At 62.3% G+C, this 17,242-nt stretch carries 30 protein-coding genes; all 30 read right to left on the bottom strand.

All coding sequences use genetic code 11. The annotated features are described in order from the left end of the window. Window positions 1–30: 30 nt before the first annotated feature. Complete coding sequence (gene rpsD / locus ABFE16_03320; GenBank protein ID MEN6344305.1) at window positions 31–666, bottom strand: 30S ribosomal protein S4; 636 nt, start codon at window positions 664–666, stop codon at window positions 31–33. A 131-nt stretch (window positions 667–797) separates the two neighbouring features. Next, the gene (gene rpsK / locus ABFE16_03315) at window positions 798–1,193 is read right to left on the bottom strand and encodes a 30S ribosomal protein S11 (protein MEN6344304.1); all 396 of its coding nucleotides are present in this window, start codon (window positions 1,191–1,193) and stop codon (window positions 798–800) included. A 151-nt stretch (window positions 1,194–1,344) separates the two neighbouring features. Beyond that, on the bottom strand, window positions 1,345–1,728 hold the full coding sequence (rpsM, locus tag ABFE16_03310; GenBank protein ID MEN6344303.1) for a 30S ribosomal protein S13: 384 nt from the start codon (window positions 1,726–1,728) through the stop codon (window positions 1,345–1,347). A 65-nt stretch (window positions 1,729–1,793) separates the two neighbouring features. Then, window positions 1,794–1,907, bottom strand: a complete 114-nt coding sequence (rpmJ, locus tag ABFE16_03305; protein ID MEN6344302.1) for a 50S ribosomal protein L36 — start codon at window positions 1,905–1,907, stop codon at window positions 1,794–1,796. Between the two features lie 90 nt (window positions 1,908–1,997). Further along, window positions 1,998–2,246, bottom strand: a complete 249-nt coding sequence (gene infA / locus ABFE16_03300) for a translation initiation factor IF-1 (GenBank protein ID MEN6344301.1) — start codon at window positions 2,244–2,246, stop codon at window positions 1,998–2,000. Window positions 2,247–2,316: 70 nt separating this feature from the next. Further along, on the bottom strand, window positions 2,317–3,102 hold the full coding sequence (map, locus tag ABFE16_03295) for a type I methionyl aminopeptidase (GenBank protein MEN6344300.1): 786 nt from the start codon (window positions 3,100–3,102) through the stop codon (window positions 2,317–2,319). Continuing rightward, complete coding sequence (locus tag ABFE16_03290; protein ID MEN6344299.1) at window positions 3,102–3,770, bottom strand: adenylate kinase; 669 nt, start codon at window positions 3,768–3,770, stop codon at window positions 3,102–3,104. Before ABFE16_03290 ends, map begins: the two co-directional genes overlap by 1 nt. Before the next feature lie 82 nt (window positions 3,771–3,852). Beyond that, window positions 3,853–5,187, bottom strand: a complete 1,335-nt coding sequence (secY, locus tag ABFE16_03285; GenBank protein MEN6344298.1) for a preprotein translocase subunit SecY — start codon at window positions 5,185–5,187, stop codon at window positions 3,853–3,855. Next, window positions 5,184–5,642, bottom strand: coding sequence for a 50S ribosomal protein L15 (rplO, locus tag ABFE16_03280; GenBank protein ID MEN6344297.1), 459 nt, complete (start codon window positions 5,640–5,642; stop codon window positions 5,184–5,186). Before rplO ends, secY begins: the two co-directional genes overlap by 4 nt. A 34-nt stretch (window positions 5,643–5,676) precedes the next feature. After that, complete coding sequence (rpmD, locus tag ABFE16_03275; GenBank protein MEN6344296.1) at window positions 5,677–5,865, bottom strand: 50S ribosomal protein L30; 189 nt, start codon at window positions 5,863–5,865, stop codon at window positions 5,677–5,679. 112 nt (window positions 5,866–5,977) lie between these two features. Further along, window positions 5,978–6,346, bottom strand: coding sequence for a 50S ribosomal protein L18 (gene rplR / locus ABFE16_03270; GenBank protein ID MEN6344295.1), 369 nt, complete (start codon window positions 6,344–6,346; stop codon window positions 5,978–5,980). A 124-nt stretch (window positions 6,347–6,470) separates the two neighbouring features. Then, the gene (gene rplF / locus ABFE16_03265; protein ID MEN6344294.1) at window positions 6,471–7,019 is read right to left on the bottom strand and encodes a 50S ribosomal protein L6; all 549 of its coding nucleotides are present in this window, start codon (window positions 7,017–7,019) and stop codon (window positions 6,471–6,473) included. A gap of 53 nt (window positions 7,020–7,072) precedes the next feature. Continuing rightward, window positions 7,073–7,468 carry a 30S ribosomal protein S8 gene (rpsH, locus tag ABFE16_03260; GenBank protein ID MEN6344293.1) on the bottom strand — a complete coding sequence of 132 codons (396 nt, stop codon included), beginning with the start codon at window positions 7,466–7,468 and terminating at the stop codon, window positions 7,073–7,075. 104 nt (window positions 7,469–7,572) lie between these two features. Beyond that, entirely contained in the window at window positions 7,573–7,758 is a 186-nt protein-coding gene (locus ABFE16_03255) for a type Z 30S ribosomal protein S14 (protein ID MEN6344292.1), read from the bottom strand. 59 nt (window positions 7,759–7,817) lie between these two features. After that, entirely contained in the window at window positions 7,818–8,384 is a 567-nt protein-coding gene (rplE, locus tag ABFE16_03250) for a 50S ribosomal protein L5 (protein MEN6344291.1), read from the bottom strand. Window positions 8,385–8,502: 118 nt separating this feature from the next. Beyond that, window positions 8,503–8,832: a 50S ribosomal protein L24 gene (gene rplX, locus ABFE16_03245; protein MEN6344290.1), complete on the bottom strand. Its 330-nt coding sequence runs from the start codon at window positions 8,830–8,832 to the stop codon at window positions 8,503–8,505. A gap of 69 nt (window positions 8,833–8,901) precedes the next feature. Further along, window positions 8,902–9,270, bottom strand: a complete 369-nt coding sequence (gene rplN / locus ABFE16_03240) for a 50S ribosomal protein L14 (GenBank protein ID MEN6344289.1) — start codon at window positions 9,268–9,270, stop codon at window positions 8,902–8,904. Window positions 9,271–9,336: 66 nt separating this feature from the next. Further along, on the bottom strand, window positions 9,337–11,421 hold the full coding sequence (fusA, locus tag ABFE16_03235) for an elongation factor G (protein ID MEN6344288.1): 2,085 nt from the start codon (window positions 11,419–11,421) through the stop codon (window positions 9,337–9,339). A 35-nt stretch (window positions 11,422–11,456) separates the two neighbouring features. Continuing rightward, a complete protein-coding gene (gene rpsQ, locus ABFE16_03230; protein MEN6344287.1) occupies window positions 11,457–11,711 on the bottom strand; it encodes a 30S ribosomal protein S17 in 255 nt (84 codons plus the stop codon). Window positions 11,712–11,722: 11 nt separating this feature from the next. Next, the gene (rpmC, locus tag ABFE16_03225) at window positions 11,723–11,962 is read right to left on the bottom strand and encodes a 50S ribosomal protein L29 (GenBank protein MEN6344286.1); all 240 of its coding nucleotides are present in this window, start codon (window positions 11,960–11,962) and stop codon (window positions 11,723–11,725) included. A 1-nt stretch (window position 11,963) separates the two neighbouring features. Further along, window positions 11,964–12,377, bottom strand: a complete 414-nt coding sequence (rplP, locus tag ABFE16_03220) for a 50S ribosomal protein L16 (GenBank protein ID MEN6344285.1) — start codon at window positions 12,375–12,377, stop codon at window positions 11,964–11,966. A gap of 1 nt (window position 12,378) precedes the next feature. Then, window positions 12,379–13,200 (bottom strand): 30S ribosomal protein S3, encoded by an 822-nt coding sequence (rpsC, locus tag ABFE16_03215; protein ID MEN6344284.1) that lies wholly within the window; start codon window positions 13,198–13,200, stop codon window positions 12,379–12,381. Between the two features lie 62 nt (window positions 13,201–13,262). Next, the gene (rplV, locus tag ABFE16_03210) at window positions 13,263–13,598 is read right to left on the bottom strand and encodes a 50S ribosomal protein L22 (GenBank protein MEN6344283.1); all 336 of its coding nucleotides are present in this window, start codon (window positions 13,596–13,598) and stop codon (window positions 13,263–13,265) included. A gap of 111 nt (window positions 13,599–13,709) precedes the next feature. Beyond that, window positions 13,710–14,000: a 30S ribosomal protein S19 gene (rpsS, locus tag ABFE16_03205; protein ID MEN6344282.1), complete on the bottom strand. Its 291-nt coding sequence runs from the start codon at window positions 13,998–14,000 to the stop codon at window positions 13,710–13,712. Between the two features lie 104 nt (window positions 14,001–14,104). Further along, complete coding sequence (gene rplB / locus ABFE16_03200) at window positions 14,105–14,941, bottom strand: 50S ribosomal protein L2 (GenBank protein MEN6344281.1); 837 nt, start codon at window positions 14,939–14,941, stop codon at window positions 14,105–14,107. A gap of 89 nt (window positions 14,942–15,030) precedes the next feature. Then, window positions 15,031–15,345, bottom strand: a complete 315-nt coding sequence (rplW, locus tag ABFE16_03195) for a 50S ribosomal protein L23 (GenBank protein MEN6344280.1) — start codon at window positions 15,343–15,345, stop codon at window positions 15,031–15,033. Beyond that, entirely contained in the window at window positions 15,335–15,979 is a 645-nt protein-coding gene (gene rplD, locus ABFE16_03190; protein ID MEN6344279.1) for a 50S ribosomal protein L4, read from the bottom strand. Before rplD ends, rplW begins: the two co-directional genes overlap by 11 nt. Before the next feature lie 20 nt (window positions 15,980–15,999). After that, window positions 16,000–16,620 carry a 50S ribosomal protein L3 gene (gene rplC / locus ABFE16_03185; GenBank protein ID MEN6344278.1) on the bottom strand — a complete coding sequence of 207 codons (621 nt, stop codon included), beginning with the start codon at window positions 16,618–16,620 and terminating at the stop codon, window positions 16,000–16,002. 65 nt (window positions 16,621–16,685) lie between these two features. After that, window positions 16,686–17,012 carry a 30S ribosomal protein S10 gene (gene rpsJ, locus ABFE16_03180; protein ID MEN6344277.1) on the bottom strand — a complete coding sequence of 109 codons (327 nt, stop codon included), beginning with the start codon at window positions 17,010–17,012 and terminating at the stop codon, window positions 16,686–16,688. Window positions 17,013–17,120: 108 nt separating this feature from the next. After that, window positions 17,121–17,242 (bottom strand): hypothetical protein (locus ABFE16_03175; protein MEN6344276.1); only part of this gene is annotated, 122 nt, incomplete at its 5' end.

The following is a 17,242-nucleotide window of genomic DNA, read 5'->3' as shown; positions in this document are numbered from 1 at the left end:
GGCCTTGACCTCTCTTGACGGCGTCGGACGCTACCGCGAGTAGAACTCGATGATCATCTGCTCGTTGACGTCCGTGTCGATCTCCGCCCGCTCAGGAATGGCCAGCATCGTCACCTGGCGTGTTGCCAGGTCGGTCTGCAGCCACGCCAACGCGGACCGGCCGCCGGCTGCCTCAGCAGCGGCAACGATGGGCGGCAGATCGCGGTCGGCGTCCTTGACCTTGACGCTATGACCCGGCTTGACCCGGAAGGAGGCGACGTTGGTGATGCGTCCGTCAACTGTGAAGTGACCGTGGCTGATGAGCTGCCGAGCCTCCGCGCGACTGGCCGCAAAGCCGGCCCGGTACACGACGTTATCGAGACGCATCTCAAGCAGCTTGAGTACGTTCTCGCCCGCCACGCCGCTCATGCGCTCAGCCTGAGCCACGTACTTGCGGAAAGGCTTCTCCAGGACGCCGTAGAGCGCCCGTAGCTTCTGCTTCTCGCGCATCTGCTTGCCGTAGTCGCTCACGCGCCGGCGCCGTGCGGCAGCCTGTCCTGACTGTCCCGGGGGGTACTGCTTCTTCTCCCAGGCACACTTGGGGCCGTAGCAGCGCTGACCCTTGAGGAAGAGTTTCTGGCCCTCGCGGCGGCAGATGCGACAGACCGGGCCTGTATATCGTGCCATGAACCTACTCACCTCCGGGGCGTCGATCAACGCCCCTGCTGTTGCGCGTTGGTGTTATCTCGTTGGGTTGTCGTGCCCGCGATGCTCGGGCCGACGAAATGGATGACTCCGCTCTCATTCACCGGCGACAACTACACCCGGCGGCGCTTCTTGGGCCGGCAGCCGTTGTGAGGGATCGGGGTCGTATCCTTGATGCTGCCCACCTCGAGTCCGGCGGCCTGCATGGCGCGGATTGCCGTCTCGCGCCCTGAGCCTGGTCCGCGGACAAACACCTCGACGCGCGTCATCCCATACTCCATGGCCTTGCGTGCCGCGTTATCGGCAGCCAACTGGGCCGCGAAGGGAGTACCCTTCTTGGTCCCCGTGAACCCGATGGTCCCGCCGCTCGCCCAGCAGAGCACGTTGCCCTGCGGGTCAGCGATGCTGACGATGGTGTTGTTGAAGCTGGACTTGATGTTGGCACGGCCGAAGGGGACTTGCCGCTTGATCTTACTCTTGCGGGCTCCTGAGTCCTTCTGCTGACGCATGTGGCTCCTCCAGAGGTTTGGCGTAGACGCAGACTACTGGAATCGCTGCATCCTGCCGCCTGGTACAGCATGCGGCTGACCCAATCCCGAACACAGCCCGGCAGTCCCCCGGATAGCCACCACCGGGTGCCCCCAGGCGTGTGCGGACAGACTAGGTCTTGGCCGCCGACTTCTTCTTTCCGGCTACGGTCTTTCTCTTGCCCTTACGGGTGCGAGCATTGGTACGGGTCCGCTGGCCACGCAGGGGCAGGCCACGACGATGCCGCATGCCGCGATACGTACCGATCTCGATGAGGCGCTGGATGTTGGTCTGCACCTCGCGGCGCTTATCGCCTTCGATGACGTAGCCGCTGTCGATGGTCTCGCGCAGCCGTGCCGCTTCGTCCTCGGTGACGTCCCGCATCCGCCGGGCCGGATCGATACCCGCCTTCTCCACGATCTGCTTTGCAGTGGTCCGCCCGATGCCGTAGATGTACGTAAGGGCGATTTCCACTCGTTTGTCTCTAGGTAGGTCTACACCTGCAATACGCGGCATAAATCCGCCTCCTGCTATCCGAAGCGCGGGGTCGCCCCGCGGTTAGGCTCCTCAGCAATACGACTCTACCCCTGCCGCTGCTTGTGGCGCGGGTTCTCGCAGATGATGCGCACAACGCCCTTACGCCGGATAACCTTGCATTTGTCGCAACGCGGCTTGACTGATGCAGTAACCTTCATTTCGATGCTCCTTGCCGACACCGTTAAACAGCCGCCACCGTGCGTCCGTGAGCCGGCTGCGGCTCGTCCGGGACTCCAACGACGCCCCGGCTACTTGTGTAGCCAGGTGATCCGTCCTCGCGACAGGTCGTAGGGCGAGAGCTCCACCGTCACCTTGTCACCCGCCATCACGCGGATAACCCGGGTCCGAATCTTGCCGGATACGTGCGCGAGAACCTCGTGCCCGTTCTCCAACTCGACCCTGAAGACGGCATTCGGCAGCTTCTCAACGACAGTCCCGCGGACAGGGATTGACTTCTTCTCTTTGCTTTCCCCGGCGTCTCTGCCTTTTCTCGCCATAAAGAAGGGCCTTGCTCCTGAAGGAGTGTGTTCGTACTGGGTCACGCCATCCCCTTAACCCTAGCAGCATCTAGGGCAAGGTCAGAATCAGCGGTTCATCTTTCGTCACTGCCACGGTGTGCTCGAAGTGGGCTGTCGGCAGGCCGTCTGCAGTCCGTATCGTCCATCCATCTCGCCCTTGCCGCACCCGCCAGTCGCCCTGATTGATCATCGGTTCGATGGCCAGACAGTGCCCGGTACGCAGTGTCAGATCGTACTCGACGAACTGCCCCTCTTCCACGAAGTTGGGCACTTGCGGGGGCTCATGCATCGAACGCCCGATACCGTGCCCCACCAAGTCACGCACCACGCCGTAACCAGCCGCCTCAGCTCTTGCCTGCACCGCCGCCGACACGTCTCGCAACTGGTTGCCTGCACGCGCCGCAGCGATACCTGCCCCCAGCGACTCAAGCGTCACGTCCATGAGACGCTGCTTCTCCGCTGATATCTTCCCGATACCGAAGGTGATGGCTGCGTCCGCCTGATAGCCGTGGAAGATCGCGCCGACATCGACCCCGACGATCTGACCCTCCCCCAGTATCTCAGCCTCACTCGGGATACCATGCACTACCACGTCCTCCGGCTCCACGCAGATCGAAGCCGGGTAGCCGTAGTAGCCCTTGAAGCTCGGGCTCGCCTCTGCGCCTTCGATGATCTGTTCAGCCAGTCTGTCAAGTTCCGCGGTACTCACACCAGGCGCGGCGGCTTCTTGAACGGCAGCCAACACCTTAGCAACGATCCGGCCGGCCTCCCGCATGATGTCGACCTCAACAGACGACTTGCGGGCAACGCTCGGCACTCTCTTGTGATGCGCCATCAGGCAACGCCCCGGTTGCGCAGGGCCTCCGTAACTCTCTCGTTGACTTGCTCGACGGTCCCGAGGGCATTCACTCTCACCAATTGCCCCTTGCCGTCGTAGTAGGCGATGAGCGGCTCAGTCTGCGCTTTGTATACGTTGAGCCTCTGTTGGATGGCAACAGCCTGGTCGTCGGAACGCTGATAGATCTTCCCGTCGCACCCCTCGACCGGGCAGTCGTCACCCACCGAGACCGAATCTCGGCTGATGTGGAAGATGGCACCACACTTGTCGCACATCCGGCGACCCGACAGGCGGTGTACCAGCTCCTCGTCGGCCACTTCCATGTTGATGACAACCGGCGTGTCGAGACCCATCTCGTCAATGGCGCTACCAAGGGCCTCGGCCTGCGGAATCGTCCGCGGGAACCCATCCAACAGGAAGCCCTTCGCACAGTCGGCTTCCGCCAGTCGCTCGCGTACGATCCCGACCACTAGCTCGTCCGGCACCAGCTTGCCGGCATCCATGTACCCCTTGGCCTCGAGACCCAGCGCCGTCTTTTTCGCTACCGCCGCACGCAGCATATCCCCGGTGGAGATGTGCGGGACGCCATAGCTCTTGACCAGAAACTCGGCCTGAGTGCCCTTACCAGCACCAGGAGGCCCAAGGAGGATCATGTTTGTTGCCATCGTTGTCTCCATGCTCTGTGCCCACACCCCGCCCTTCGGCGAGAGTTGGGCGCCAGCTCAGTTCTACTCACTGGGGCGGCCCTTAGGAAAGGAAGCCCTTGTAGTGGCGCATGAGCAACTGGGCTTCGACCTGCTGCATCGTATCCAGGGCGACACCCACCACGATCAGCAGAGAGGTGCCACCAACCAGCCCGAAGGTGCTTACCTGAGTTATGTCCCCCACATAGTACTGCATGATGGCGATGACGCCCAGGAATATCGCTCCAGCAAGTGTAATGCGATACAGGATCTTGTCAAGGTAGTCGCGCGTTCTCTCGCCCGGCCTGATCCCGGGAATCGCCCCACCGTTCTTCTGCAGGTTCTCTGCGATCTGCTCCGGGTTGAAGGTAACCGCCGTGTAGAAGTACGTGAACAGGATTACCAGGACGAAGTACATCAGCGAAGCAATGAAGTTCCGACCCGGCGTGGTGAACTCGACGACGGCAAAGAGCGCGTTGTTAACAGCCTCTTCCGTTACCCCCAACCTGGAAATTGCCGACACGATGTTCGGGCTCCGGAAGAACTGGGCGATTGTCGCAGGGAACAGGGCAATCGAGATCGCGAAGATGATGGGGATGACGCCGGCCTGGTTCACTCGCAGAGGCAGGTAGCTGCTCTGCCCGCCGTAGACCTTGTTCCCCTTGACACGCTTCGCGTACTGTACCGGGATCTTGCGCTGTGCCTGTTGCACTTTCACGATCCCATAGATCGTCGCAAGGAGGATCAGAGCCAGCAGACCGAGGTTGGCGATGTTGATCTGGCCACTGCGCCACATCACCAGGGTCCGCGCCACATCCTGCGGCATGCGCGTCATAATGCCGACGAAGATGATGAGCGAAATGCCCTGCCCGATACCACGCTCTGTGATCATGTCGCCGAGCCACATCAGGAACGCAGTGCCTGCGGTCATCATCACCACGCAGTACAGCATAACGACCTTGCCGCCGATGAAGGCAGCGCCTGACTGGAACCAACCGATCATCCCAACAGCCTGGAGAATAGCCAGCGCGACCGTGAGGTACTTGGTCCACTGGTTGATCTTCTTCTGCCCATACTCGCCCTCTTTTTGCAGGGCCTCCAGAGACGGGATGGCCATAACCAGCAACTGGAAGATGATCGACGCGTTGATGTAGGGCATGATGCCCAGCGCCAGAACCGAGAAACGCTTCAGCGACCCGCCGGCAAAGGTGTCAAGGATGTCGCCAAGACCGAAACCGCCTGACTGGAACAGCCGCTCCAGCTGGTTCTTGTCGATGCCCGGCAGTGGAACATGCGCGCACGCCACGTAGACGGCGAACATGTACATGACGAACATGATGCGCTTGCGAACGTCGGGCAGTCGGAGGGCCTGCGCCAGCGATGCGAGGCGCTCTTTCATCCCTTGATCACCTCGGCGACGCCGCCGGCCTTCTCGATCTTCTCACGGGCGGTCGCACTGAAAGCATGTGCCTTCACGGTCAGGGCCTTGTCCAGCTCACCTTCGCCCAGAATCTTGAGCCCGTCGCCAAGCTTGCGGACGACGCGGGTCTCGAGCAGCAGTTCAGGCGTGACTTCGCTGCCTGCTGGGAAGATGTCTAGTTGCTCAACGTTGACCGTCGCGATCTCCTTGCGGAACATGCCGATGTTGTGGGCCTTGTTGCTAAGCCCGCGCATCATCGGCAGCCGCATATACAGCTTGTTCTGCCCGCCTTCGAAGCCGCGCGGGACGGAGTACCGGGCCTTGAGACCCTTCTGACCGCGGCATGAGGTCTTGCCATGACCCGAGCCATGGCCACGTCCGACGCGCTTGCGGTTCTTGCGGCTGTGTTTGGGTTGCAGGGTACCGAGGTCCATCGCAATGCTCCTGTCCAGATGACGGCTCCGAGCGTTAGCCGGCCTGCTCAACGGTGACGAGGTGCTTCACAGCGCTGATCATGCCATTGATCGCGGGCGTGGCCTCGTGCACGCGACTGTCGCCGTGCTTCCGCAGGCCCAGGGCCCGAAGCGTTCGCCGCTGAGGCTCGATGCAGCCGATATAACTTCCACTGAGGGTGACTCTGATCTTCGCGGTTGCCATGAGAATGCCTCTTGGTGCGTTCGAGTGACAGTATAAATAGCTGTCCTGCAGGGACGCAGACCTCACAGTCTTTCGCCTTCGGGACGTACTACGTCCTGCCCTTACGCCGGAGTTAGAAGTCCAGCCCGGCCTCACGCGCGCCGTCAGCGAGGGCCTTCACGCGACCGTGATACGGCCATCCGGCACGGTCGAAGACCACCTTGGTGATGCCCTTCTCCACCGCCCGGCGGCCAACCTCCATGCCGACCTTCTTGGCCGCCTCGACGTTTCCGGTGCCACCCTTCTCGTCGGCGATTCCGGCCTCACGGGTCGACGCCGCAACAAGAGTATTGCCGGCCCGGTCATCGATGATCTGGGCGTACATGTGCTTGAGCGACTTCGTGACGCACAGCCGCGGACGCTCCGGGGTCCCGAAGATCCTGCGCCGAGCGCGTAGCTGCCGCTTGATCCGTGCTACTCTGCGATCTTTTTCAACGCTCACGGTTTACACCTCTGGAGCGACCAATCGGGACACGACGAGTCGCATCTACCGAGAAATCATCACGTTATTACTTGCCCGCGACCTCTTCAAAGGTCTACGGACCAGGTCGTGGGGCCCAGGGGGACTACCCGCCGACCTTCGCGGCCTTGCCGGCCTTGCGCCGTACATGCTCGCCCTGATAGCGGATGCCCTTGCCCTTGTAGGGCTCGACCGGCCGGAGCTTGCGGATATCGGCGGCCATCTGGCCGACGGCCTGCTTGTCACAGCCACGGATCACGATCACCTGCTGGCCCTCCGTCTCAACCTCAACGCCGGGCAGCGGCTCGACGTGGACCTCGTGAGAGTATCCGACTCGGAGCGTGAGGCCCTTACCTGCCTTGTCGGCTCGGTAACCGACGCCCTGGATCTCAAGGCGCCGCTCGAAGCCTTCCGTCACGCCCGTGACCATATTGGCCAACAAAGCTCGGTACAGACCGTGCAGAGAGCGGCTCTCCCTACTCTCGTCCGGCCGGCTGAGCGTGACAACACCGTTCTCCACCGAAACCGTGATCTGCGGTGCTACGCCGAGACTAAGTTCGCCCTTGAGGCCTTTCACCGTTACAAGGTTGTCGGCTCCGACGGTGACCGTAGTCTTGGCGGGCAACGATATAGGCGCTTTACCTATGCGAGACATCGACACTCTCTCCCAACGCGCGCGGGCCTCCGGTCGGCCGCCGCGGACAGTGACTACCAGATGTAACCGATGACCTCGCCGCCGACGCCCCGTTTCCGTGCCTCGCGGGCGGTCATAACGCCCTGGCTCGTGGACACGATGGCGATGCCCAGTCCACCGAGCACGCGCGGCAGGTCTTCCTTGCCGACGTACACACGCCGACCGGGCTTGCTCACGCGCTTCAACCCACTGATCACGGGCTCGCGGTGTTCATCGTACTTCAGACGGATGCGCACATCGCGCCCCTGTCCTACGAGCTGAAACCCCCGGATGTAGCCTTCCTCATGGAGGATTTTGGCAATCTCCAGTTTCACCTTGGAAACCGGGACGCGCACATTCGTATGCTTCGCCTTAGCTGCGTTGCGGATTCTCGTCAGCATGTCGGCGATGGGGTCTGTCAAAGCAGCCATGCCAGTTCCTCCTGCTGGCCCGTTTGCGGGCGAGCAAATCGAAAGCGGACGATATCACGTGTGGTTCGGATCGCTCCGCTATGGCCCTCACCGGCCACTCTCTCCTACCAACTCGACTTCCGGACTCCGGGGATGTTGCCCCACAAAGCGTTCTCTCGGAAGCAAATGCGGCAGAGACCGAACTTCCGCATGTATCCCCGTCGCCGACCACAGATACCACATCGGTTGTACGCCCGCACCGCAAACTTGGGGGTTCGCTTCTGCTTCGCAATCCAAGATTTCTTCGCCACTGGTTGGTGCCTCCTGTGGCCCCGTCACCCGGGGCCGAACGATACCGGGGAACGGCGGGCTATCCCTCTGCGCGCTGGAACGGAATACCCAGTGCCAGCAGCAGGGCTCGCCCCTCCTCATCGTTCTTGGCGCTCGTAACAATAGTGATGTCCATGCCCCGCTGCTTCTGGACTTCGTCGTAGTTCAACTCGGGGAAGATCAGCTGGTCCTGCACACCCAGGCTGTAGTTCCCACGACCGTCGAAGCTATTGCGGGGCAATCCCCTGAAGTCGCGGATACGCGGCAGCACAACGTTGAACAGCCGATCGATGAACTCCCAGGCGCGCGCACCCCGGAGGGTCACCCGGCAACCGACCTGCATTCCCTGACGCACGCCGAACTGCGAAATGGACTTCGTCGCCCGCGTGATGCAAGGCCGCTGGCCAACGATATTGGACAGCTCGCGGACCGATGAGTCCATCGCGGCGGCTGCGTCCGGTCCGCTCTTCGCGTCGCTAACACCCATGTTCAGGCACACCTTGACTACGCCCGGCGCCTGGTGGATGTTGGTGAACCCGAACTGCTCCATCAGCGCAGGCCGGATCTCCTCGTTATACCTGACTTTCAGTCTTGGTGTCTCTGCCACTCGATTCGCCTTCGCTTTCACTTGCCATCCCGCCGAGGACGTTGGCGCCTTCGGCTATGGCTTCGGCTGGATCCTAGTTGTCCGGGACGAACCGCCCGGACTCGGCCACAGCGCTCTTCTAGCCGTCGATCGCTTTCTTGCAGCGCTTGCAGTGGCGAACGCGACGACCATCTTCACGCCGCTCGATCGCAACACGCGTGGGGGCATCGCAGGCTGGGCAGATGAGCATCACGTTCGAGGCGCTGATCGGGCCCGGGGACTCGATGATCCCGCCCTGCCGCACCTTCTGCGACTGACGCACGGCCTTCTTGATCAGGTTCACGCCGTCCACGATGACGCGGTTCTTGTCCGGCACCACACCGATGACCTTGCCGCGCCGCGGGTGCCCCTTCGTGGAGCGATCCTTACCTGCGATGACGAGGACCTCGTCCCCGGTACGTATCTTCAGTTTGCTTTGTGCCATTTGAAACTCTCTCCCCGCTTGGAAGGGTGACCCGGGCTCGGAGGTGGGCCGTGACTACACGACTTCCTCAGCCAGCGAGACGATCTTCATGTACTGCTTGTCGCGCAACTCGCGAGCAATCGGGCCAAAGACACGGGTGCAGCGCGGGTTCTTCTGATCATCCACGATAACAACGGCGTTCTCGTCGAAACGGATCTCGGAACCGTCCGCACGCTTCACCGACTGCTTGCACCGCACGATGACGGCCTTCAGCACAGCACCCTTAGCAATCGCGCTCTGTGGGGTGACCTGCTTGGCCGAGCACACGATCTCGTCGCCCAGCGTGCCGTACACCGACTGGCCCCGGCCTCTAATGCGGATGCATCCGACTTCCTGCACCCCAGAGTTGTCAGCAACTTTCAGACGAGTCATGTGCTGGATCATGGTTGTGAACCTCGGTATAGCGCTCTTGCGGTCAGTCTTGGCCCAGGCGCGAAGGCAACCTTGCGGTTACTCCGTCTCCTCTTCCGCGACCTTCCGACGAGCGATGATTGCTTCCTGCTGGTGCGAGGGGACTTCCTCGTAATGGGCCATTTCCATCGTATAGCTCGCCCGGCCTTGCGACATTGAAGTCAGGTCGGAGGAGTAAGTCGTCATCTCGCCCAGCGGCACGAGGGCCTTGACAGTCACCATTCCGCCGCCAGCCGGCTCCGTGCCCTGTACCCGCCCCCTGCGCCCACTCAGGTCACTCATCACGTCGCCCATGACTTCGTCCGGGCACGTGATCTCAGCGACCACCACCGGCTCAAGTAGGACCGGGCCAGCCTCGAGCATGGCTTTCCTCATCGCGATCTGACCAGCCAACCGGAAGGCCAAGTCGGAAGAGTCTACCGGGTGCGAGCTCCCATCGTCAAGAGTGACTCGGACATCAACGATCGGGTATCGGGCCAGCGGACCTGCCCCCATGGCATCGACGATGCCCTTCTCCACCGCGGGGATGTAGTTCGTAGGTACGGAACCGCCACTCACGCCATTGACGAACTCGTACCCGCTGCCGGGCTCAAGCGGCTCGAGCCGGATCCACACATCGCCGAACTGCCCCCGACCACCGGTCTGCTTCTTGTGCCGCCCCTGCACCCGAACGGACTTGCGCGCCGTCTCACGGTACGGGATCTCCGGCTCACCGAGCTCAACTGCGACCTTGAACTTCCGGATCAGCTGCTCCTTGATGATCTGCAGGTGCAGCGGGCCCATCCCACGCGCAATCAGTTCCCCGGTCTCCGCCATGCGCTCGTAGGTGAAGCCAATGTCCTCTTCGCCAACCTGGCTCAGCGCGCCCGATAGCTTGTCCTCGTCAGCTCGGGATTCCGCCCGCATCGCGGCCGTGTGCATACCCAGCGGCAGCGCAGGCATCGAGAACACGAACTGGTTTTTCGCGTCGCAAAGACTGTCGCCCGTGATGGAGTTCTCGAGTTTGCCGATGCAGCCCATGTCACCGGCACACAGACCGTCGCAGTCGCTCGTCTCTTTTCCGTTGACCAGCGTCAGACCGGTAAGCCGCTCACGCTGACCCGACCGCGGGTTATTCCCCTGACCGTCCCGGCGCATCTCACCAGAGATCACACGCACCAGCGACAACCGCCCGATAAAGGGATCGCGCATCGTCTTCCAGATGACCGCCGCGAGGGGCGCAGCCGTGTCGCACGCCACCACGGTCTCCTCGGTCTCGTTCACCCGATGCCCCATCCACGCCGGCATCTCCACCGGAGAGGGCAACACATCGGCAACGAAGTCGAGGAAGAACTTGGCCCCAGTGAGCCCCGCCGCGCCACTGCACAGCACCGGAACCACGGAGCCTGTCCGAACGGCCTTCTTGAGGCCCTCCAGCAGCTCCTCCGGCGTCAAGGCGTCGTTTTCAAAGAACTTCTCCATCAGAGCTTCGTCAGAGCCGGCAACTTCCTCAACCAGAGCGTCGCGTGCAGCCTGGGCTTCCTCAGCGATGTCCGCAGGGATGTCCTGTACCTTGGCCTCTTTGCCCGCGCCGATGAGCGCTTTCATAGACAAGAGATCGACCACACCCGAGAAGCTTCCCTCACTGCCGATGGGCATCTGGACCGCAACAGCCTTGCAGCCCGGCAGCGTGCCCAAGGACTCGATGACCTTCTCGAAACTCGAGTGCTCCTTGTCGAGCTTGCTGACGACGGCGATGATCGGAAGACCCCGCGTCTTCGCGGCCGCGAACACTTTCCTTGTATGGACCTCGACCCCAGCGACACCGTCCAGCACCACGACAGCGGTGTCGGCTACCCACAGACAGGGGACGACCTCGGAGTAGAACTCCGCGTATCCCGGCGTGTCGATGATGTTGATCTTCGTACCCGAGTGCTCGACGTGGCACAGTGCCGGTGAGATTGAGAGCTTCCGGTCGATCTCTTCGGGAATGAAGTCGGTCGTTGCGTTGCCGCCATCGACGGAACCGAGACGTCCGATTGCGCCCGTTACGAACAGCATCGCCTCAGCCAGGCTGGTCTTACCTGAGCTGCGATGCCCCACCAGGGCGATGTTGCGAATCTGGTCGCTTTGGAAAGTGGCCACGAGTACAACCCTCCAAGGCCCCCCGAGGGGAAACGCTATTTGGCGCGCGTGACGATGTTGATGACCCGCCAGGACTTGTCCTTGCTCAGCGGCCGGCAAGCCTGGATGACCACCCGATCGCCCTCGTTGCACTGGTTCGTCTCGTCATGCGCCTTGTGCTTGGTGGTCCGCCGCACCACCCGTCCGTACAAGGGGTGACGGGTGAGACGCTCGACAGCCACAACGACCGTCTTGTCCATCTTGCTGCTAACGACGACACCTTCGCGAGTTGCGATGACTTTGTCACTCATGGCCGGCTCCCTTAACGGGCTCCCTCTTTTTCCATGCCAAGCTCGCGCTGGCGCAGGATGGTGTTGATGCGAGCGATCGCCTTCCGGTACTTGCGGACGCGCTTAGGGTCGTCGATCTGGCCGGACGCCAGGCGGAACCGCAGGTTGAACAGGCTCTCGACGATGTGCATCTTGCGCTGCTCGAGCTCGGCATTGGTCGAGTCCCTGAGCTGGCGGAGGAAGTCCGTGGTCGTCTTGGCGTTGTCCGGCATCCTACTCAGCCTCCCGGCTCACAATCTTCGTTCTGATCGGAAGCTTGTGCCCGGCCTTCCGCAGTGCCTCTCGCGCAACGTCCTCGGGCATGCCACCGATCTCAAACATGATCCGCCCCGGCTTAACCACTGCAGCCCAGAAGGCCGGCGCACCTTTACCACTACCCATACGGGTTTCCGGTGGCGTCTCCGTGACGGGCTTGTCCGGGAAGATCCGAATCCACAGCTTGCCACCGCGGTGTGCAGTCCGAGTGATGGCCACACGGGCCGCCTCAATCTGCTTGCTCGAGATCCAGGCCGGCTCCAACGCCTGCAGGCCGTACTCGCCCTGATTCAGCTCCGAACCCCGATATGCCAGACCCCTCATCCGTCCCCGCTGCTGCTTCCGATGCTTGGTCCGTTTGGGCATCAACATGCTACTTGCTCTCCCCCTCCTCGATAGCTTCCGCTACGATGACGGTGTCCTGCACGCCGGCATCCGGCGTCGCTTCTGGGGCTGGCTCAGGGACGACTGGCGCAACCGACGTCGCCTCTGCAGGCTGCTCAGCAATCGCTTGCTCGACCGTCTCTTCCGCCTGATATGCGTCCTCAGCCTTCACCTTGCGCGGCCGGAGGATGTCGCCCCGGTAGACCCACACCTTGACGCCGATGTGACCGTAGCCGGTGTGCGCCTCTGCCAGACCGTAGTCGATGTCCGCCCTGAGGGTGTGCAGCGGAACGCGACCGATGGGGCCGACCGACTCAGTGCGGGCGATCTCCGCGCCCTGCAAGCGGCCGCTGATCATGCAGCGGATCCCGCGGGCCCCGGCTTTCACGGCCCGGTCCATGGCCTGGCGCATTGCGCGCCGATAGGACACGCGGCGCTCGATCTGGCGCGCGATGCTCTGCGCCACCAGGGCGGCGTTCATATCAGCATCCTTGGCTTCCTCGACGTTCACCCGGACCCGGCAGCCGCAAAGCTTCTCAAGCTTCCCCCGCAGCTTCTCAACGTCCCGACCCCGCGGGCCGATCACGACGCCAGGCTTGGCCGTCACGACGGTCACAATGACCGTGTCCGCGGACCGCTCGATGGTCACGTCCGAGATGCTCGCATTCGAAGTCATCTCGTGGACATGCTTGCGAACGCGGATGTCCGTGAGGAGGTTGTCACGATACCGACGGCCCTCAGCGAACCAAGTGCTCTTGGACTGCCGAATGATGCCCAATCGCAGGCCGTACGGATGAACCTTCTGTCCCATTGAGGTCACTCCCTGCGCGGGAACCCGCCCTGATGCGGCCGTCCCGATCGCGCGTTGCCGGACTATTCGCCGTCGCTGAGGACGACTGTCACATGACAGGTGCGCTTGCTGATCCGGTCTGCACGCCCCCGAGCCCGTGTGCGAATGCGCGGGATGTTGAACCCGCCATCCACAAAGGTCTGCGAGACCTTCAGGTCCTCGGCGTCCAGATCGTGGTTGTTCTCGGCATTCGCAGCGGCCGAGTCCAACGTCTTCCGCAGGACCTGTGCGGCTGGGCTGCTCTGCACGCCGAGGATGGCGCGCGCAGCAGCGAGGTCCTTGCCGCGGATCAGGTCTGCGTACCGCCGGACTTTGCGCGGACCGGTGCGTACCCACTTGGTGACTGCTCTGACTTCCATATTCCCTCAGAACTCCTCTGCGGAGATTCTGCCTGCGTGAAACGCTTGTGAGGCAGGGCGTCTCCCCGTGCCCTCCCGGCCCGAGGACCGACGGCACCGGGCGGTTCGCTACTAACGCTTGACCGTCGTGGTGCGCTCGCTGCGCGAGGGCCTCATGCCGCGATACGTCCGCGTTGGGACGAACTCTCCCAGCTTGTGCCCAACCATGTTCTCGGTTACGTACACGGGCACGTGCTTGCGGCCGTCATGCACAGCCATCGTGTGACCGACCATTTCCGGGAAGATCGTCGAGCGCCGCGACCATGTGCGGATGATCTTCTTTTCGCCGCTGGCGTTCATCGCGTCGATCTTTGCCAGCAGCTTCGGGTCAGCGTACGGCCCCTTCTTCATCGAGCGGGACATGGGCAATGCCTCCGGTCAAAATCCCCAGTATCTGAAGCGTCGTCACGACGCGCCTGCTGTCAGTTCCCTGTCCTGTCGGCCTTCAGGCCGGTGTTCCCAACCGGCTACCGCGATGAACCGCGCCGCCGGACGATGTACTTGTTCGAGGTCTTCTTCTGCTTGCGTGTCTTCCGCCCCAGCGTCTTCCAACCCCACGGACTCCGCGGGCTGTCCATTCCAATCGGCGCCTTGCCCTCGCCACCACCGTGCGGGTGGTCGACCGGATTCATGACCGTTCCGCGAACAGTCGGGCGAACACCGCGCCACCGCTTCCGCCCCGCCTTCGCATCCCGAATATTGATATGCTCAATGTTACCCACGCGTCCAACCGTGCACCGGCACTGAACCGAGACCAACCGGACCTCACCAGACGGCAGCCGAAGGTGAGCGTAGCTGCCTTCCTTCGCCACGACCTGGATCTCAGCCCCAGCGCTGCGGCCCATCTGTCCGCCCTTGCCAGGGGTCAGCTCCACGTTGTGAACCACGGTGCCAACCGGGACGTTCGCGATCGGCAGTGCATTTCCCAGGCGGGCCGGAGCCTTCGGGCCGGAAACAACCGTGTCACCCTTCTTCAGCCCCTGGGGCAGTAGAATATAGCGCTTCTCTCCGTCAGCGTAATGCAGCAGCGCGATGTGAGAGGAGCGACCAGGGTCGTACTCGAGCGCTGCGACCTTGCCCGGAACCCCATCCTTGTCCCGCTTGAAGTCGATCAGACGCACGTACTGCTTGTGTCCGCCGCCCTTGTGACGGCAAGTCACATGACCGTGCTGGTTGCGACCCGCGGTCTCCTTCCGCGACACGATCAGAGACCGCTCGGGACGCTTCTTGTCCAACGTGGAAGTATCAACGTTCGCGTATCCGCGACGTCCTGGCGAAGTTGGTTTGTGTTCCTTGATCGGCATCAGGAGCTCTCCTGTCTAACCGCAGTCCCGCAGCGCAAACCCCTAGTCCTGCAGAGACCACTGGGCGTTACCGTAGCCTGACGCAGTGACTACCCTGTCTCGACAACCGAGATGGTATTCCCCGGGGCCAGCGTCACGATCGCTTTCTTCCATCGTGCGGTCCGCCCCTGGCGGTACCGGTAACTCCGCCGGCGCGCCTTGCCCAGGACATTCATCGTGTTGACGTCCGTCACTTTAACGTTGAACAGCGCCTCTACGGCAGCGCGAATCTCAATCTTGTTGGCGTCCGAATGAACGCGGAAGTGGTACTTGCGCAGCTCATCCGCCTCCTGCATCGACTTCTCGGTAACAATCGGCTGGAGGATGATACTCCGATAGCGGTTGAGGTCGTCGCTAGTCAGCATCTGCCTCAGCGCCTCCCATGATCAGCGTCAGCGCGGCCTGGGTCATCATGATCTCGTCCGCCCACAGCACGTCACGCACATTGAAGTGCGGGACCTCACGGGCCACCAACGCCTGGATGTTGCGAACGCTCTTGAAGATGACCTCGTCGCGCGCCTCTTCGGGGCTCAGCAGCAGGAGGATGCGGCCGTCTACCTCAAGGTCCGCCAACACCTGCGCGAACTTCTTTGTCGAGATCGTCTCGAACTGCAGCTTGTCAATGATCGTGAAAGCGCCCTCGCGCGCCCTGGCCGACAACGCGCAGTATGTCGCCTTCCGCCGCATCTGCTTGGGCATCTTGTGCGTCGGCTGGATCCCCTTCGGACCGTGAGCAACGCCTCCACCGACGAAGTGCGGCGGAGCCTGGTCCCCGTGTCGCGCCCGGCCCGTGCCCTTCTGCCTGTACCACTTAGCGCCCGTGATAGACACTTCGCCCCGGTCCTTGGCCTTCCCACAGCGCCGTTTCCGGGCGTAGTCTACCGCCGTGACCGCCTGCTGGACGAGGTCGGCGTTGAAGGGCAACCCGAGGATTTCGTCTGGAACCTCGATCTGCGTTGTCTTCTCTCCGGCCTGATCGTAAACTGCCATCTGCGGCATGACGCTTCATCCCTTCGTTACTACTTCCGCCCGCGGATCTCCAGCAGGCCGTTAGCTCCGCCCGGAACGGCTCCCTTGACAACCAACAGATTCCTCGACGGGTCTACGTCCACCACCGTCAGGCCCTTCTGCGTCACCCGTGCGTCGCCCATGTGCCCCGGCTTGCGAGTCCCCTTGAAGACCCGAGCCGCATCCGTCGCACCGCCTGACATAGGGCTGCGGTGTACCTTCGAACCGTGACTCGCCGGACCACCCACAAAGTGGTATCGCTTGATGCCGCCCGCGAATCCCTTGCCCTTCGAGGTCCCCACAATCTCAATCATCTGGCCGACCTCGAACCCGTCCACGGTCACTTCGCTCCCAACCTCGTACGCCTCGTCGCCGCCCACCCGGAACTCCCTCAGGTACCGCTTCGGGGAGATGTTCCGGCTCTCGAAGTGCCCTGTCATGGGGCTATTCGTCCGGCTCCGCTTCTTCTCCTCGAAACCCAGCTGGATGGCCTCATATCCGTCACTGCCCACTGTCTTGCGCTGAACTACAACGCACGGGCCGGCCTGGATGACCGTGACGGCGACCTCCTTGCCCTCATCGTCGAAGATGCGAGTCATCCCGATTTTCTTGCCCAATATGACCTTTGCCATCGCTTGTCACCACTCGCGTAGCTCTTTGGCGAAGATAGCTGTTGTTTGCGTCCGAGGCTGGACCTCTAGCCGGCCGTCGTCTTGATCGCCACATCGACACCGGCGGGAAGGTCTACCTTCATCAACGCATCGACGGTCCGCTGCGTCGAATCCAGTATCTCAATGAGCCTCTTGTGCACCCGCGTCTCGAAGTGCTCCATGGTTCGCGAACTGCGCCCCAAGGCCGTGGGCTTCACAACGCAGTGAACGTGCTTCTCCGTCGGAAGTGGTACCGGTCCGGCAATCCTTGCGCCAGTCCGTTCCGCCGTCTCCACGATCTTCTGACAGGACCTGTCCAGAACTTCATGGTCAAACGCCTTCAGCTTGATCCGAATGCTCGTGGTCTTCGCCATTGGAGAAGCTCACCTTTGCGTAGTGTCGCCCTGCGGTAAGTGCCCGCGGTCTGTACGTACTGGCCTGCCTGTTCCCGGCTCCGCCACGCCCCGAAGGGCGCAGCGCTACTACTCAAGGATCTTGGTGACGACGCCGGCGCCCACGGTATGCCCGCCTTCGCGGATCGCAAACCGAAGACCCTCTTCCATGGCGATCGGAACAATCAGCTCCCCGCCGATCCGCACGTTGT

This window comes from Armatimonadia bacterium (genome assembly GCA_039679385.1).
Classification (GTDB): domain Bacteria; phylum Armatimonadota; class Zipacnadia; order Zipacnadales; family JABUFB01; genus JAJFTQ01.
Note: the sequence above shows the minus strand (reverse complement) of the source record. Positions and strands in the feature narration are given on the sequence as shown.

Coding starts and splice junctions, on each gene's coding strand:
- rpsC (MEN6344284.1), bottom strand. CDS start 13,200: ATGGGACAGAAGGTTCATCCGTACGGCCTGCGATTGGGCATCATTCGG.
- rplC (MEN6344278.1), bottom strand. CDS start 16,620: ATGGCAAAGGTCATATTGGGCAAGAAAATCGGGATGACTCGCATCTTC.
- rpsM (MEN6344303.1), bottom strand. CDS start 1,728: ATGCCGCGTATTGCAGGTGTAGACCTACCTAGAGACAAACGAGTGGAA.
- rplW (MEN6344280.1), bottom strand. CDS start 15,345: ATGCTGACTAGCGACGACCTCAACCGCTATCGGAGTATCATCCTCCAG.
- rplV (MEN6344283.1), bottom strand. CDS start 13,598: ATGGAAGTCAGAGCAGTCACCAAGTGGGTACGCACCGGTCCGCGCAAA.
- secY (MEN6344298.1), bottom strand. CDS start 5,187: ATGAAAGAGCGCCTCGCATCGCTGGCGCAGGCCCTCCGACTGCCCGAC.
- rpsH (MEN6344293.1), bottom strand. CDS start 7,468: ATGGCTGCTTTGACAGACCCCATCGCCGACATGCTGACGAGAATCCGC.
- rplD (MEN6344279.1), bottom strand. CDS start 15,979: ATGCCGCAGATGGCAGTTTACGATCAGGCCGGAGAGAAGACAACGCAG.
- ABFE16_03290 (MEN6344299.1), bottom strand. CDS start 3,770: ATGGCAACAAACATGATCCTCCTTGGGCCTCCTGGTGCTGGTAAGGGC.
- rpmC (MEN6344286.1), bottom strand. CDS start 11,962: ATGCCGGACAACGCCAAGACGACCACGGACTTCCTCCGCCAGCTCAGG.
- rpmJ (MEN6344302.1), bottom strand. CDS start 1,907: ATGAAGGTTACTGCATCAGTCAAGCCGCGTTGCGACAAATGCAAGGTT.
- rplB (MEN6344281.1), bottom strand. CDS start 14,941: ATGCCGATCAAGGAACACAAACCAACTTCGCCAGGACGTCGCGGATAC.
- infA (MEN6344301.1), bottom strand. CDS start 2,246: ATGGCGAGAAAAGGCAGAGACGCCGGGGAAAGCAAAGAGAAGAAGTCA.
- rplP (MEN6344285.1), bottom strand. CDS start 12,377: ATGTTGATGCCCAAACGGACCAAGCATCGGAAGCAGCAGCGGGGACGG.
- map (MEN6344300.1), bottom strand. CDS start 3,102: ATGGCGCATCACAAGAGAGTGCCGAGCGTTGCCCGCAAGTCGTCTGTT.
- rpmD (MEN6344296.1), bottom strand. CDS start 5,865: ATGGCAACCGCGAAGATCAGAGTCACCCTCAGTGGAAGTTATATCGGC.
- rplN (MEN6344289.1), bottom strand. CDS start 9,270: ATGATCCAGCACATGACTCGTCTGAAAGTTGCTGACAACTCTGGGGTG.
- rpsQ (MEN6344287.1), bottom strand. CDS start 11,711: ATGAGTGACAAAGTCATCGCAACTCGCGAAGGTGTCGTCGTTAGCAGC.
- rplF (MEN6344294.1), bottom strand. CDS start 7,019: ATGTCTCGCATAGGTAAAGCGCCTATATCGTTGCCCGCCAAGACTACG.
- rpsS (MEN6344282.1), bottom strand. CDS start 14,000: ATGTCCCGCTCGATGAAGAAGGGGCCGTACGCTGACCCGAAGCTGCTG.
- rpsD (MEN6344305.1), bottom strand. CDS start 666: ATGGCACGATATACAGGCCCGGTCTGTCGCATCTGCCGCCGCGAGGGC.
- rplO (MEN6344297.1), bottom strand. CDS start 5,642: ATGGACCTCGGTACCCTGCAACCCAAACACAGCCGCAAGAACCGCAAG.
- rpsJ (MEN6344277.1), bottom strand. CDS start 17,012: ATGGCGAAGACCACGAGCATTCGGATCAAGCTGAAGGCGTTTGACCAT.
- rpsK (MEN6344304.1), bottom strand. CDS start 1,193: ATGCGTCAGCAGAAGGACTCAGGAGCCCGCAAGAGTAAGATCAAGCGG.